The following is a 16,025-nucleotide window of genomic DNA, read 5'->3' as shown; positions in this document are numbered from 1 at the left end:
TTCATCCGATTGTTTCAAACCTGCAAACTGATAAAATAAATACTATCAAAGGGAGGTATTACAAGATGAAGAGAAAAAAAATTGTAAGCATGCTGCTTGCCTCGGCAATGGCAGCAACCCTGCTCGCAGGATGTGGAGCAGGAGGAAAGAGTTCCTCTAAGGGAGATTCTGACGGAGAGATAAAAGAATTTACCGCATTTTTTGCAGTCCCGGGATCCGAAATCAATGATGATAATGAGGTTCAGCAGATCATTGCAGAAAAAACAGGCGCAAAGGTAAAAGAAACCTGGCTGACGGGTCAGACGGATGTTGAGGCTATTGGCACCATGATCGCAGGAGGAGAGTATCCGGACTTTATTGAGGGCGGAAACGGACAGATGCAGTTATATGATGCCGATGCACTGGTTGCACTGGATGACTATCTGGATGATTATCCTAATATTAAAAATCTGTTCTCTGATCTTGAGTGGGAAAAATTAAGACAGGATGATGGCCATATTTACTGGATTCCACAGTTTAGCTGCATTAAAAATGAAGAAAAAGTATGTACACATAATGATGAAGCATTCTGGATTCAGGCCAGAGTCTTAAAATGGGCGGGTTATCCGGAAATTAAAACAATGGATGATTACTTTAATCTGATTGAATCCTACAACGAAGCGAATCCGACTATGGAAGACGGAACGGAAAATATTCCATACACCATCCTCTGTGACGACTGGAGATATTTCTGTCTGGAGAATGCCCCGCAGTTCCTCGACGGATATCCAAATGATGGATCCTGTATGGTAGATCCGGATACACTGACCGTTTTAGATTATAACACTTCGGATACAGCGGTTGCCTACTTCCGAAAACTGAATGAAGAGTATCAGAAGGGAATTGTAGATCCGGAATCCTTTACACAGAGTTACGATGAATATATTTCCAAACTTTCTACCGGACGTGTACTTGGAATGATTGATCAGTGGTGGGATTTCTCGAATGCAAATGATGCAATCAAACAGGCTGGACTGGATGAGCAGGGCTGCGATTATATTCCTGTTCCGGTTACGATTGATGGCCGTGACAATCAGTGGCACAATTCAGGCGGGGCATTTAATGAGTCGAGCGGTCTTGCAATTACAACAAGCTGTGAAGATGTGGAAGGAGCATTACAGTTTGTAAATGATCTTCTGGATCAGGATATTCACAATCTCAGATTTTGGGGTGTAGAGGGTACCGATTATGAGGTGGATGAAAACGGAGAATTCTACCGAACAGAGGAAGAGCGGACGAAACAGTCTGATACCGCGTACAAAGCATCTCATACCTGCCCATATTCCTACTTCCCACAGTACACTGGAACCAGTGATGATGGAATTAACGCCAATAAACCGGATGGACAGGCAAGTGAGTTCTTTGATGGATTAAATCAGGATGTAAAAGAAACCTTTGAGGCTTATGGTGTTGAGACTTATGTTGAGATGCTTGGAACAAATGAGGCACCTGGAGACTGGTATCCGATGTGGTCCTTCTCTAACAATTTCACAACAGATACACCTGGCGGAGTTGCATGGAACAAAATTGCAGATGTAAAACATGAGCAGCTTCCGCAGGTTGTTATGGCAAAAGATTTTGACGCGGCATGGGATACCTACATGGATGCTTACAATGCATGCCACCCGGAAGACTTTATCAGTGAACTGCAGACTGAATTAGACACAAGAATGGAGCAGGCAGCGAAGTTCAAATAAAAAATGAAATTTTGAAGCGGGCAGATGTGAAAAATTTCATCTGCCCGTTTTTTTAAGGAGTGAGGTCATGTCTTTAGCGAGAACAAAATCAAAAACAAAAGAGCCCAGAACAAAAATCACATGGAAAGAAATCAAAAGACAGAAAGTCCTGCTTTTCTGGGCAGCAATTATCGTAGCATATGGTGTGATTTTCTATTACCTTCCGCTTGCTGGCTGGGCAATGGCATTTCAGAACTACAAACCGAAACTAGGAATCCTGCATTCAGAGTTTGTAGGATTAGAAAAATTCCGGACACTGTTCTCAGATATGACGTTTATCCGTGTTATCCGGAATACTCTGGCAATGGGAGTTATCAATCTTGTTGTAACTTTCGTAACGGCAATTGCGTTTGCAATTTTATTAAATGAAATCAGAAGCCATATAGGAAAAAAAGTGGTTCAGACCATTTCCTATCTGCCGCATTTCCTTTCGTGGATTATTGTAACCGGTATTCTGCATGATATGCTTTCCGGAACTGGTATTGTAAATGAAGTTCTGGTGAATCTGCATATCATCAAACAGCCAATTAACTTTTTTGCACATACGAGCTACTTCTGGCCTATTGTTGCTTTTGCAAATGTGTGGAAGGAAACCGGCTGGAATGCCATTATTTATCTGGCAGCAATCACAGCAATTGATCCATCTTTATATGAGGCGGCATCCATAGACGGCGCCGGAAGGTGGAATAAAATTAAGTACGTGACACTTCCTGGAATCAAACCGACCATTATGATTCTTCTCCTGATGAACGTAGGCAACGTTTTGAATGCCGGATTTGAAATTCAGTATCTTTTAGGAAACGGCCTGGTACAGAGAGTATCACAGACCATTGATATCTACGTATTGAAATGGGGTATCAGCCAGGGCGATTATGCAATCGGTACGGCAGCAGGTATTTTCAAGAGTGCAGTCAGCATTATACTGATTATGATCGCAAACCAGATTGCAAAACGCAATGGCGAAGAGCGATTGTTCTAAGGAGGTTCATCATGGCAAAAAAAACTGGAAAAAAGACCGGAAAATTGGATCTGTTTCCGATAATAAATGGTATTATCATGGTACTGTTTATAGTCATTACACTGTATCCGGTATTAAATACACTGGCAATATCATTAAACGATGGTACAGATGCCCTTCGCGGAGGAATTTATCTGCTGCCAAGAAAATTCACATGGAAAAACTATATCACCGTTCTTCAGAAGGATAACCTGATCACGGGCGCATATATCACAGTGGCGCGAACCATCATCGGAACGCTGCTGGCACTGGTAGCAAATGCAATCCTGGCGTTTATTGTAAGCAGAAAACGCTTTCTGTTTAAAAAAGAATTATCCTTATTCTGGGTTATCACCATGTATGTCAACGGTGGAATGATTCCTACATTCCTGCTGTACAAACAACTTGGCCTGACAAACAGTTTCGGGGTATATGTAATTCCTGGAATGGTCAGTGCGTTCAATATGCTGGTAATCCGTACCTATATGAACGGAATTTCCGACAGTCTGGAAGAGTCCGCGCAGCTTGACGGTGCAGGATATACCACGATTTTTCTGAAGATTTATTCACCGCTCTGTAAGCCGGTATATGCAACCGTAGCATTATTTGTGGCGGTAGGACAGTGGAACTCCTGGTTTGATGCGATGCTGTACAACAGAATGAACAGCAATCTGACGACCCTTCAGTATGAGCTTATGAAACTCTTATCATCGGTTACGAATCAGGGAACCTCTGTGGAAGCAATGAAAAATGCAGCCGGTTCGGTCACACCGACGTCGGTCCGTGCAGCAGCAACCATTATTACCATGCTTCCAATTATTTGTATTTATCCATTTTTACAGAAATACTTTGTTGCCGGGCTTACTCTTGGCGGAGTAAAAGAATAAAGATACTGCATTTTATCCAGGGTCATGCTGTTTTGGCATGACCCTGAAATATTATATGAGGAGAGAGCATATGAAGATAGCAGGAAAAAATCCAATTACAGAACTGGATTATCCGGATCCAGATGTCATCCGGGTAGATGATACGTATTACATGGTAAGCACTACAATGCACTTTATGCCGGGGTGTGAGATTCTGCGGTCGTATGACCTCATTCACTGGGAACATCTGAGCTATGTGTATGAAAGACTGGACAGCACAGAGGAACAGAGGCTTGTTGGTGAGAAAAACTGCTATGGAAAAGGCATGTGGGCCGCATCGCTCCGATACCATAAAGGGATGTATTATATTTGCTTTGTGGCGAATGATACCGGAAAAACATACCTTTATACTGCTGATGATATCGAAGGACCATGGGAAAAACGCATCATAGAAGGCTTTTATCATGACTGCTCACTTTTGTTTGAGGATGATCATGTTTATATTGTTTCCGGCAATAGAAATGTTCGTCTGCAGGAATTGAAAAAAGATCTGGGCGGTCCAAAGGAAGGCGGACTGGATCGGATTCTGGTCAGTGATAGTCGGAATCCGGGGCTTGGTTTTGAAGGAAGTCATTTTTATAAAATCAATGGAATGTATTATTTATTCCTGATTCATTCCCTTCCGGACAGGTGGATGCGGACGCAGGCATGCTATGTATCAGACAGCCTGACGGGAGAATTTAGAGGCGGAGATGTGTTGTGTGATACCATGGGGTATTGCGGCCAGGGCGTTGCGCAGGGAGGAATTGTGGATACGCCGGATCATAAATGGTACGCCGTACTTTTCCAGGACAGAGGTGCTGTCGGCAGAATCCCGGTTCTTGTGCCAGTAAAATGGGAGAAAAATGTCAGAGTTACCTATATGCCGGCGCCGGGCGAACAAAAAGAGCAGATCATAAAAGAAAATTATCCGGTATTGGGTGATTCGGGAAGGGCACTCTGTGAAGTGGAAACAAAAAGCACAAGACCGGAGGAACAGTATCATTCGCTTGTGGAGAGTGATGATTTTTCAGAATGGAATCCGGACCAGAAACGGCTGTTTGGAACGTTTGGATGGAAGAGCTGCTGGCAGTTCAATCACGAACCGGAACTTTCCTGGATTGAGAATGATGCAGAAAAAGGGTGCCTCCGAATGAGCTGTAAAAAGCAGTGCAAAAATGTCACGCAGGCAGTAAATACGATCACCCAGAGGATGAAGTTTCCGATGTGCATAACAGAAGTAACCGTTGATGCGGAAAGACTGAAGGACGGAGATTATGCAGGTATGTGTGCATTACAGGGATGTTACGGCATGGCGGCAGTTACAAAGCGTGATGGACGGATGTTTCTGGTTATGAGATCTCTCGAAGCGGAAAATGACAGCCTGGAAGGAAATCAGGGCAACAGCGAAGAAATCGAATGGGAAGCAGTGTCGGTTGAATCATCGAGAATAAGAATCCGGCTGGAAGCAGATTTCCAGAACCAGCACGATAAAGTCCGGTTTTTATATTGGAGCGATGAAAAATGGAAACAGATCGGACCATGGCATCAGCTCTATTTCAAAATGGATCATTTCACAGGATGCAGAGTTGGACTGTTTGCCTATGCAACGAAAGAAGCAGGGGGAATCGCAGAATTCGGCAGATTCCGATATTTTTAACAAAAAGTTCCCGCCCCGGCGTTTATCAAAAGTGAAATTCCGTTGAATTTCTGGAAACTGCTGGTGATCTTTCTGGAGAGAACCATCATTGCCATTCCGCTGATCGTATTGTTTGCAAATATGATCGGGCTGTAAATACAGGAAAATACAAGATCCCCGATTTGGCACTTTTGTGCTGAATCGGGGATTTTTTGGCGTAAAAACGCAGGTAAAGGATTCGTAGATTGACAAAACAGCCTATTTTCGCCTATTCTGAGACTGTAAAAACGCTCCGCTGGGCAACATGAGACGGTGCGGGAACAGCAGGAGGAAGGGACACGACGTGGAAGCGAAAGAGTTCGGGCGGTTTATTGCCGGAATGCGAAAAGAGAAAAAGATGACGCAGGCAGAGCTTGCGGAAAAGATTCATGTGACGGATAAAGCCGTCAGCCGGTGGGAGCGGGGACTTGGCTTTCCCGATATCCAGACGATTGAGCCGCTGGCTCAGGCACTTGGGATTTCTGTGCTGGAACTGATGCGCTCCGAACGGCAGGAGAAGGCGAAGGAAGAGGCGGCGCCGGAAATTCAGTATACTCAGAAGGAGGTGGCCGAAATGCTGCAGAACGCAGGTGACATTTCAAGGCAGCAGAAAAAACAGGACCGGAACGCAAACGTGATCGCGGGATTTCTGGTGATCGGTGTGGCAGCGGCAGCGTGGGCGGCAAAGATCGTAAACGTGGGCGGCGGCCTGATTCTAGGCGGTCTGGTGGCAGCAGCGTTTGTATCGCTGTGGTATTTCTTCCAGAACCTCGATGATGAAGAAAGCCGGAAAGTCTATGGGGCAGCATCCATTCTGTCTATCGGCATTCTGGCATCCCTGGTAAATTTCGTCTGGGGCGATCAGCTGGCAGAATTCATTCCCGGCGGTCTGGAACGAAAAGAGCAGATCTTCTGGACCCTGTGGTATCTGTTTGTTCTGGTAATGATGATGATCGGAACCATTCGATGTATCCGCCGGCAGAGACAGAAAAAAGAAAAGAAATGCAAAACCGTTCTTTTCACGGCAATTATGGCGACGATCATGTTTGTAACACTGTGGCAGTATCAGAACACCATGCAGAACCGGTACAAAAACACAGGAATCTGGAGAGGCGCACAGCAGTACGCCGAGGTGCTGCTGAAAAGAAACAAAAACCTCGAAAACGACTGGCTGATCGGCGATGAGTCCTGGCGCGAAGGAAACAAAAATACTTTCGAAATTCGCCTTACCTATTACGCTGATGCCGATGACGCAAAAGAGGGACGTGAAAGCGAATATCAGTACAAGATTCATTTTGATGATGTTGACGGCTACGTCATCAAATCAGAAGGCGTACCAGAGAAAGAGATTGTTTTCCCGGAAAATAAATAAGAAGTGAGAAACGGGATTCCATTCTTGCGCCTCCCACAGAAAAAGACTATACTCATAGTATCAGCATGTACGCTCGGAATCTTTCTGCACTTGCTTTTGCGAGTGGCGGTTGGAATCAGTTATGATAAAGAAACAAAAGAACATGCCTGCAAAATAGAAGTATTGTGATGATTTGCAAGCTGTGGAAAAGGGATATCGTGTGTGTGAACGGAGAAAAGCAAGTAAAAATAGTAATCTTTACTATTTTTCCTTGCTTTTTCCTTGCTTTTTCCTCCATCATAGGATAATATAAAAATATACGGTTCGGAGCAGGTTCCGGGCAGGAAAAAACAAGATGGAAAGGATATGGATTTTTATGAAAATTACAGAGGATATTATCTACGCGGGAGTCAACGATCATCAGGTAGACCTGTTTGAAGGTCAGTACAAAGTGCCGAACGGCATGGCATATAATTCTTACGTAATTCTCGATGAAAAAACGGCAGTTATGGATACCGTAGATGCAAACTTTGCGGATGAATGGCTGGCAAATGTTGCGAAAGCACTGGATGGCAGAAAACCGGATTACCTGATCGTACAGCATATGGAGCCGGATCACTCTGCGAATATTGAAAACTTCGTAAAAGCATATCCGGAAGCAACCGTTGTTGCAAACACAAAAACCTTTGCCATGATGAAAAACTTTTTCCCAAAGATGGATCTCGCCGGAAAGAAACTGGAAGTAAAGGATGGCGAGTCCCTTACGCTCGGAAAACACGTTCTGACCTTCGTGTTCGCTCCGATGGTACACTGGCCGGAGGTTATGGTTACATACGACAGCACCGACAAGGTTCTGTTCGCAGCAGACGGCTTCGGAAAATTCGGTGCACTCGATCGCGAGGAACCGTGGGATGACGAAGCACGCCGTTATTTCATCGGCATCGTCGGAAAATACGGTTTGCAGGTACAGAAGCTCCTGAAAGTAGCAGGTACGCTGGATATCCGGAAAATCTGTTCCCTGCACGGTCCGGTTCTGACGGAAAATCTTAGCCACTACATTGAAAAATACGATATCTGGTCTTCCTACCGCCCGGAAGAAGAGGGTGTTGTGGTTGCCTATACTTCTGTTTACGGCAATACAAAAAAAGCTGCCGAATTGCTTGCAGATAAGCTGAAAGAAAAAGGATGCCCGAAGGTCGTTGTTTACGATCTGGCAAGAGACGATATGTCTGCTGCCGTAGCGGATGCTTTCCGTTACAGTAAGCTGGTTCTCGCAACCCTGACCTACAATGCAGGCATTTACCCGTTCATGCAGGATTTCATCAACCGTCTGACAGAGCGCAGCTTCCAGAACCGCACCATCGGTCTGATCGAAAACGGAAGCTGGGCACCGACCGCAGCGAAAGTGATGAAAGGTATGTTTGAGAAGAGCAAAAATATCACCTGGACAGAGAATAATGTAAAAGTAATGTCCGCTGTGAAGGAAGAGAACGTAAAAGAGATCGAGGCACTGGCCGAGGAACTCTGCAAATAAGAAATTAAGAAGAGAAGAAAGAATATGGGAAAAATGCTCCGCTGGACTTTGCGAAAGGCAAAGACAGCGGAGTCTTTCGTTCTACTCTTTTGGAAAGAAGATTCTGTGGAGTTCCGGAGGGAGCAGGATCGCCCTGCGGTGGGTCAAAAAAAGCCGGGGGTTGAATTTTGCGAAAGCCTGCGGCCGCCTCTTTGTAAGTGAGACTGCATCAGGTTTCTGATCTTTCGATTTTGATGTCATAATATTCTGAAAATAATAAAATACAAAATAAATTAAAAGAAAGTATTGACAAAACAGAGAAGATGAGTTAATATAAGATCAACAAAAGAAAAGAGAACAAAAATAAAAACAAGAAAGAAACATCAAGACGAAAAAGAAACATCAAAACGAAATCTAAGAAAGTAAGAGGTACAGTCCAATGGCATAGTTAATCTGAACATCAAAAAAATCTCTGAAGAGTTTACATATAGAACCTAAAGGAGATGATTCCAATGAAAGGCAGAGGCCCATAGGGAAAAAATAAAAAACAAAAAAATCCAGGAGGTACGGTCCAAAAGGAACATAACGAAATACCCCGAAATCAATGAAAGCAGCAGGTGTATAAAATGAAATTACTGGAAATTCATTAAAAGCCCGGTCGAGAAAAAAATAAATCGATCGGGCTTAAACTATGTCTGCTGAAAAATCTGTTTGACTGCCCTGCGGTCTGCGCGAGCCGTGAAAGCAGAAAAGACGCTGCAGCCTCGAAAGAAACGAGAGCATACAGCGTCCTTTTTATTTAAAAGCATCGTCATATCCTCCTGAAAATAAATTGGTACAACAACGTTGTTGAAAATAAATTATATTTTGAAAAGGCGTTTTTCTTTCAAGAATCAGTGTAATACTTGTACGCATGTGTTTACGAGTTGTTTTTTACAAAAACGATTCTTTTTCAGATGGCTGGTTTTGGCAAGGTAAGTATGGTAGAATAAGAAACGGAAAATGGATAGGAGGAAACGAATCTATGTATTACGTACCAGACGGAACCAAAACATGTGGTTATTATGAATGCAAGAAATGCGGCAACCGCTTTTTATCCCTTCAGACGATGGAAAAAATCCCATGCCCGGACTGCGAGGCGGAGGTGGATTATGAAATCGGGCCTGGTGAATCTTTGGAGGATGTGCTGGATACCGCAGTGCTGCTGCAAAGAATTGAGGGCGAAGAGGAAGTGGAAAAGATGGATGCACTCTTAAGTCTTGCGATTACCGGCGGAGATTTTGACTGGATCTGATATAACAGAGCTTTTTCAAATACGCTCCAGATAGGTAGCGGATATTTGATGAATGCCAAGTCTGGCGTTCGCTCTGAATTTTCACAGAATTTTGCCGGAGTTTTTCCTCGATTTTAAAAGAAAACAAAGAAATTTCAAAGGTTCATGAGAAAAATATTCAGAAACAGCCGAAAAAATATCGGTGAAATTGTGCAAAATTGACAGAAATGATGCAAAAGACCGGAAATCATCGAAAAATTTAAGGATTGACAAAAAGCAGGAATTCCGCTAGAATGTGCCTATGTTGAAAAACAGCAGAGAAAAAGAATAGAGTAAAGATAACGCAACGGAGCGGTTCTGGGAATAGAATCGCTCCGTTTGTAATTTTCTCCCTTTCTCCAAGGTTTTATTTCTCCCAAAAAACACTCTCAGAAAACCGGAAAACGCTCTGTCTGTTTTTCAAGATAAACTCCATATAAGTAGTGGATTCGCAAAGGCGCGGTACGAAAGGAAAGCTTCGTGCCGCGTTTTTCAATCCAAAGGAGAAACGTCAGTAAAAAGTTCGCAACGGGGCGATCTGGAAGGAAGACTTCCAGGTCGTTTTTTGTTATCAAAGATATCAGGGACTGCTTCTGAAAACCAGATTTGATTTTGTCAGAAACAGGACAGAGAAAATGAGAAACCGGAAAGGAGAAAGTCCGATGGAAAACACAAACGTCTTATTTGACCGAAAGCGTCTGGTCCGGCTGATCGTTCCCTTGATTGTGGAACAGGTGCTGGCCGTTACCGTCGGTATGGCAGATATGGTGATAGTATCCGGGGCCGGTGAAACGGCTGTTTCCGGAATCTCACTTGTCAATACGATCTGCGTACTGTTGATCGTGATTTTCACATCGATGGCAAGCGGCGGTTCCGTTGTCGGAGCACAGTTCCTCGGAAGCGGGGATAAGAAAACAGCGTGTCACGCAGCCGAACAGCTCGTTATGATCTGCGGACTGATTGCACTTGTCATCTGCGGCATTTCCTTTTTCGGAAACCGCTGGATTCTCCGGGTAGTCTACGGATCGGTGGAAGAGCAGGTTATGGCCTACGCGGTGGAATACTTCTTCATTACATCGCTTTCGTTTCCGTTTCTTGGAATCTACAATGCGGGGGCGGCGCTTTTCCGGGTTATGGGAAACTCAAATATTTCAATGGTTACTTCCATCGTGATGAATGCGCTGAACATCATCGGAAATGCTGTTTTTGTTTTCGGCTTTGACATGGGAGTTGCAGGCGTGGCACTTTCCACTTTGATTTCCAGAGCCTTTGCCAGTATTGTGATTCTTGTACTGCTGCATCAGGAAAAATACGAGATCCACTGTACGAAATGGTTCCTGGCCGGATGGGACAAGGAGATGATGAAAAAGATCTTTTCCATCGGTGTTCCGCAGGCACTGGAAAACAGTATGTTCCAGATTGGAAAGCTGTTGACCCAGAGCATGATTGCCGGATTTGGAACAGCATCGATTGCAGCAAATGCCTGTGCAATGACCGTGGAACAGCTTGCTTTTATGCCGGGATCGGCGATGGGACTTGCCATGACAACCGTGGTTGGCCAGTGTGTCGGAGCGGGAGATTATAAGCAGGCGAGAAGCTATACAAAGAAGCTGATCACAGGAGCCTACGCATTCCTTTGGATTCTGAATATCCTGCTTCTGGCAGCAGCACCACTGTTCGCCGGAGCATATAACCTTTCCGATGGCGCTTACCGGATGGCAGTGATTGTGATTCGATACCACAGCATCTGCTGTATGATGATCTGGCCGCTGGCCTTTACCCTTCCGAACACGATGCGTTCTGCCGGCGATGCCAAGTTTACGATGACTGTCAGCATCCTGTCCATGTGGTTCGTTCGAATTGCACTGGCGTATCTGATCGGTGTTTCCCTCCATGTGGGACTCCTTGGTGTCTGGATTGCACAGACCCTCGACTGGGTAGTCCGTGCAGGATTTTACATTGTCCGGTATCTTGGTCATAAATGGGAAAATAAATCCGTTGTAAGGCAACAGGAAAAGGAAATTCTTACAGAATAAAAACAGAAGAATCAACTTGTCGGCATACTGGAAATCCATCTTGAAATCGGAACACAAAAAGACAGAAGTACAACAGGAGGCGAGGCGTATGAAAGAAGAAAACTATGAGGTAGTCGTTTTTCAGGGAGACCCGGGAACCATCGATCTGACGTACGAAGAAATAGAAGCAAAGTGGAACAAAATGCTGCAGACCGTACCACAGATCGGAAAGTTCCGTATCATCCATCAGGAGAAAAAGAGGTACACCTTCGAAGATTACAGCAGTCAGATCGGGAACGCCGACGCAGCACTTGGTATCTGGGTCCACAAAGGAGTGATCAACGAAAAGCTCTTTGAAGCGCATCCGAATCTGAAATATATCGCAACGCTGGGACATGGATTTGAAGACTTCGATGTGGAAATGACAAGACGCCGGGGCGTGACCATAACGAATACGATTTACGGCGATGTCACCATTGCCCAGTATGCGATGGCACTGCTCATGAACATCTGTCATAACGTGACGGTACAGAGCGATTACACCAAAACAGGGTACTGGAAAGAAAAAGAAACGAATCCGCAGGCAAGCTACAATCAACTGTTCGTGCCGCAGATTGAGCTCTACCAGAAAACGATGGGAATCATCGGACTTGGCGCAATCGGCCTCTGGACGGCAAGAATGGCAAAGGGCTTTGGCATGAAGGTCATCGCAAACAGCCGTCACAAAAAGGCGGGGCCGCAGTATGACGGCATCGAGCAGGTCAGCATGGAAGAAATCTTCGAACGGTCGGATGTAATCTCGATCCACTGTCCGCATACGAAGGAAACAGAAAACCTGCTGAACCGTGAAGCATTTGCCAAAATGAAGGACGGTGTCATCATTATCAACACCGCGCGGGGAATCATCATCGATGAGGAGGCGCTTCTTGAGGCGCTGGAATCGAGAAAGGTTTATATGGCAGGACTCGATGTTGTCGCAAATGAGCCGCCGCAGTATCAGATTCCGCTGATGCAGTCGCCGTACATCTTTATTACTTCCCATATCGCCTGGCAGCCGAAGGCAGCAAGACTCCGCGCAGTCGATCTGGCGGTGAAAAACTTCCGGTCTTACCTGGAGGGAATGCCGACGAGTGTGATTAATTAAAAACAGTGGATTGTGAAAACAGCTGCAAAAAAACGACTGTAAAAACAACTGTAAAAACAGCAGAGCTGCGGAACAGTCCAGGCATGAAAGAAGAGGTTAGAAAATCTGTCAGAAAACAGATTTCTATTATAGAAGCAGCAGAGCCGGTAAATGAATGGAAGAGAAAACCGGGAAGGCGGATAAAAAAGAAATCCGCAGCCGGAAAAATCAGAAGCTGTACAGGAGCCGGTTCGGAAAGGGAGGGAAAATCATGAAAAAGCTGGAAATTGTAATTCGTCCGGAGAGCCTCGAAAACCTGGAGCTACTCCTCGAGGAGCAGAAGGCAAACGGTATGATGATCACAAATATCCTTGGATATGGAAACCAGAAGGGATATCGTCAGATGTACCGTGGAGCGGAAATCGTGGCTAAAATGCTTCCGAAGGTTAAAGTGGAGACCGTTGTGGAGGACGACAGGGTTCCGAAAATCGTTGATTTTGTTGTGAAAAACCTGTCAACCGGAAACTACGGCGATGGAAAAATTTTCGTTTACGATGTCGAAGATGCAGTGCGGATCCGGACAGGTGAGCACGGCGAACAGGCACTTTAAAAAATCTGAAAGCTACCGTTTTAGAGATGACCGTTTCAGAAGATCTGCAGACGGGAACAGGTAAGATGGGAATGAGGAGGAACTTATTATGGAAAACACACAGGTATTACTCAATATCGTATGGACCATGGTCGGAGCCTTTCTGGTGTATTTTATGCAGGCCGGATTTGCCATGGTGGAGACAGGATTTACAAGAGCGAAAAACTCCGGAAACATTCTGATGAAGAACATGATGGATTTCGTGCTCGGCTCTATTTTCTTCTTTATCATCGGATTTGCACTGATGTTCGGAGGAAGCAATGCCTTTATCGGAACATCAGGTTTCTTTCATCCGAAATCGCTGGCAGATGCAGATGGCATGTTCAACGGACTGCCGATCGGCGTATTCATGATTTTCCAGACCGTGTTCTGTGCAACATCGGCAACGATTGTATCAGGAGCTATGGCAGAGAGAACCAAATTTATCTCTTATTTGATTTACTCCGCAGCCATCAGTATTTTTATTTACCCGATCACCGGACATTGGATCTGGGGCGGCGGCTGGTTAAGCCAGATCGGGTTCCATGATTTTGCAGGATCTACTGCAGTTCATATGGTCGGCGGTCTGTGTGCCCTTGCCGGTGCAAAAATGGTCGGACCTCGTATCGGAAAATACACAAAAGAGGGAAAACCGGTTGCTATTCCTGGTCATAACCTTCCGCTTGGAGCACTTGGCGTCTTTATCCTCTGGTTCTGCTGGTTCGGATTTAACTGTGGATCGACCACAGCAGCAACCTACAGCCTTGGCGACATTGCCATGACTACAAACCTTGCGGCAGCAGCAGCAACACTTGTTACCCTGATTGTTACCTGGGTACGTTATGGAAAACCGGATATCAGTATGACAATGAACGGCGCACTGGCCGGACTGGTAGCTATTACAGCAAGCTGTGATGTAGTGAACGACTACGAGGCACTGTTCATTGGAGCAGTTGCAGGTGTCGTTGTTGTATTTGCGGTTGAATTCTTTGATAAAGTTGTAAAAATCGATGACCCGGTTGGTGCAATCAGTGTACACGGTGTCTGTGGAGCACTCGGAACCCTATTTACCGGTATTTTCGGCGAGGGATGCAGCTTTATCACCCAGCTGATCGGTTTTGTAGCAGTTGCGGCATATACCCTGATCCTGGCGTTCATCCTGTTCTTCGTCCTGAAAAAGACCATCGGACTTCGCGTAACCGAGAAAGAAGAGATCGACGGACTGGATATGCACGAGCACGGATGCAGCGCTTATGCAAACTTCCACTTCCACAATGACAAATAAAAAGAATCGATGAAAAAGGATCAATAAAAAGGTGGTGCGGATATGAAAAAGCTGACAGTTATTGTCAAACCCGCGAACCGGGAGGATGTCATCGACATCATGGAATCGTGTGCCGTGTACGGCGTGATGGAAACGGATATCACCGGATATGGAAACCAGAAGGGTTACCGGGTGATGTACCGCGGAGCCATGAGCGGACCGAATGTACTGATGAAATGCAAATTCGAGACCGTCGGTGACGATAAGACAATTGAAGTATTAAAAGGCTTCCTGGAAAAGAAGCTGTGTACCGGAAATATCGGAGACGGAAAGATTTTTGTCGAGAAAGTGGCAGATGTCATCCGGGTTCGTACCGGCCAGCGCGGCGAGGAAGCATTATAAAAACAAAAGACAGTAAAAAGGTGCAAAGAGGCAGCCAGAACAGATCGTTCGGCTGCCTCTTCTGAGCTAAAAAAGCCGGAACGGGAGGAATGCTGCATGGTAAGATACATCATAAAACGTTTATTCATCGGAGTGGTGACGATCTGGGCACTGATCACCATTACCTTTTTCCTGATTCGGATTATGCCGGGCAGCCCGTTCGAGGCGGATAATCTTTCCCAGAGCGCGATTGAACAGCTCGAATCGACCTACGGACTGGATGAACCCATGTGGAAACAGTATATTCTTTATATGGAAAATCTGATGCACGGGGATCTCGGCATTTCCTACAAAAAGAACGTTTCTGTTAATACACTGATCGCAAGAGGATTTCCGTATACGCTAAGCATCGGACTTCTCTCTATCGCAGTATCCGCTTTCATCGGTATTCTGATGGGTATCTGGATGGCGACGAGCAAGCGGCTGGCAGTGAAAAACACCTTGCTTGGAATTGCGACGCTGGGGGTCAGTATCCCGGGATTCGTCACAGCGATCCTGCTGATGATGGTTTTCGGTGTCTGGTGGCCGGTACTCCCGATCGTCGGTCTTGGTTCTCCGGCCAACTACATTCTTCCGGTGGCAGCACAGTCATTCGGACAGATCGCTTCGATTGCCAGACTGACCAAGAGTACGTATTCCGAGGCGATCCAGATGGATTACGTAACGATGGCAAGAGCGAAGGGACTTAGCAATCTGTACATCACCGCGCGTCACGTCCTTAAAAATGCACTGATCCCGGTTGTCACCTATTTCGGACCGGCCATCGCATTTCTGATCACAGGAAGCTTTGTTGTAGAATCTATTTTTTCCATTCCCGGAATCGGACGTGAATTTACGAATGCCATCACAAACCGTGATTACACCGTAGTCCTTGGCTTCAGTGTTTTCATCGGTGTGATTATCACCGTTGCAAACCTGGCGGTGGATATCATTTGTTCCCTCATTGACCCGAGAATCAAACTGACAAACTAGGAGGTGACAAACTATAAACAGTCAAGAGAATTTTGAAATTTTTTTGAATTG

At 45.3% G+C, this 16,025-nt stretch carries 13 protein-coding genes; all 13 read left to right on the top strand.

Annotated features, from left to right (window positions below; genetic code table 11):
- Positions 1-65: 65 nt before the first annotated feature.
- The 13 genes from DWX26_RS08870 to DWX26_RS08805 all read left to right on the top strand — a co-directional run bounded on the left by DWX26_RS08870 (position 66) and on the right by DWX26_RS08805 (position 15,974).
- Positions 66-1,736 (top strand): extracellular solute-binding protein, encoded by a 1,671-nt coding sequence (locus DWX26_RS08870; protein WP_118595816.1) that lies wholly within the window; start codon positions 66-68, stop codon positions 1,734-1,736.
- A 67-nt stretch (positions 1,737-1,803) separates the two neighbouring features.
- Complete coding sequence (locus tag DWX26_RS08865; RefSeq protein WP_118595817.1) at positions 1,804-2,754, top strand: ABC transporter permease; 951 nt, start codon at positions 1,804-1,806, stop codon at positions 2,752-2,754.
- A gap of 11 nt (positions 2,755-2,765) precedes the next feature.
- Complete coding sequence (locus DWX26_RS08860; protein ID WP_118595818.1) at positions 2,766-3,659, top strand: carbohydrate ABC transporter permease; 894 nt, start codon at positions 2,766-2,768, stop codon at positions 3,657-3,659.
- A gap of 70 nt (positions 3,660-3,729) precedes the next feature.
- Positions 3,730-5,337, top strand: coding sequence for a glycoside hydrolase family 43 protein (locus DWX26_RS08855; protein WP_118601255.1), 1,608 nt, complete (start codon positions 3,730-3,732; stop codon positions 5,335-5,337).
- A 322-nt stretch (positions 5,338-5,659) separates the two neighbouring features.
- Positions 5,660-6,727, top strand: coding sequence for a helix-turn-helix domain-containing protein (locus DWX26_RS08850; RefSeq protein WP_118595820.1), 1,068 nt, complete (start codon positions 5,660-5,662; stop codon positions 6,725-6,727).
- 355 nt (positions 6,728-7,082) lie between these two features.
- Positions 7,083-8,240, top strand: coding sequence for an FprA family A-type flavoprotein (locus tag DWX26_RS08845; RefSeq protein ID WP_118601318.1), 1,158 nt, complete (start codon positions 7,083-7,085; stop codon positions 8,238-8,240).
- A 1,003-nt stretch (positions 8,241-9,243) separates the two neighbouring features.
- Positions 9,244-9,513 (top strand): hypothetical protein, encoded by a 270-nt coding sequence (locus tag DWX26_RS08840; protein ID WP_022462435.1) that lies wholly within the window; start codon positions 9,244-9,246, stop codon positions 9,511-9,513.
- Between the two features lie 680 nt (positions 9,514-10,193).
- Positions 10,194-11,567: an MATE family efflux transporter gene (locus tag DWX26_RS08835; RefSeq protein ID WP_118601254.1), complete on the top strand. Its 1,374-nt coding sequence runs from the start codon at positions 10,194-10,196 to the stop codon at positions 11,565-11,567.
- A gap of 88 nt (positions 11,568-11,655) precedes the next feature.
- Positions 11,656-12,690, top strand: coding sequence for a 2-hydroxyacid dehydrogenase (locus DWX26_RS08830; RefSeq protein ID WP_118601253.1), 1,035 nt, complete (start codon positions 11,656-11,658; stop codon positions 12,688-12,690).
- A gap of 250 nt (positions 12,691-12,940) precedes the next feature.
- Entirely contained in the window at positions 12,941-13,279 is a 339-nt protein-coding gene (locus DWX26_RS08820; RefSeq protein ID WP_118601251.1) for a P-II family nitrogen regulator, read from the top strand.
- An 88-nt stretch (positions 13,280-13,367) separates the two neighbouring features.
- Positions 13,368-14,582 (top strand): ammonium transporter, encoded by a 1,215-nt coding sequence (locus tag DWX26_RS08815; protein WP_118601250.1) that lies wholly within the window; start codon positions 13,368-13,370, stop codon positions 14,580-14,582.
- A gap of 42 nt (positions 14,583-14,624) precedes the next feature.
- The gene (locus DWX26_RS08810) at positions 14,625-14,963 is read left to right on the top strand and encodes a P-II family nitrogen regulator (RefSeq protein ID WP_118601249.1); all 339 of its coding nucleotides are present in this window, start codon (positions 14,625-14,627) and stop codon (positions 14,961-14,963) included.
- Between the two features lie 96 nt (positions 14,964-15,059).
- A complete protein-coding gene (locus tag DWX26_RS08805; protein ID WP_118601248.1) occupies positions 15,060-15,974 on the top strand; it encodes an ABC transporter permease in 915 nt (304 codons plus the stop codon).
- The last annotated feature ends 51 nt before the right edge of the window (positions 15,975-16,025 follow it).

Source organism: Blautia sp. AF19-1 (genome assembly GCF_003479155.1).
GTDB classification, from domain to species: domain Bacteria; phylum Bacillota; class Clostridia; order Lachnospirales; family Lachnospiraceae; genus Fusicatenibacter; species Fusicatenibacter saccharivorans.
This window is presented reverse-complemented; position numbering and strand designations above follow the sequence as displayed.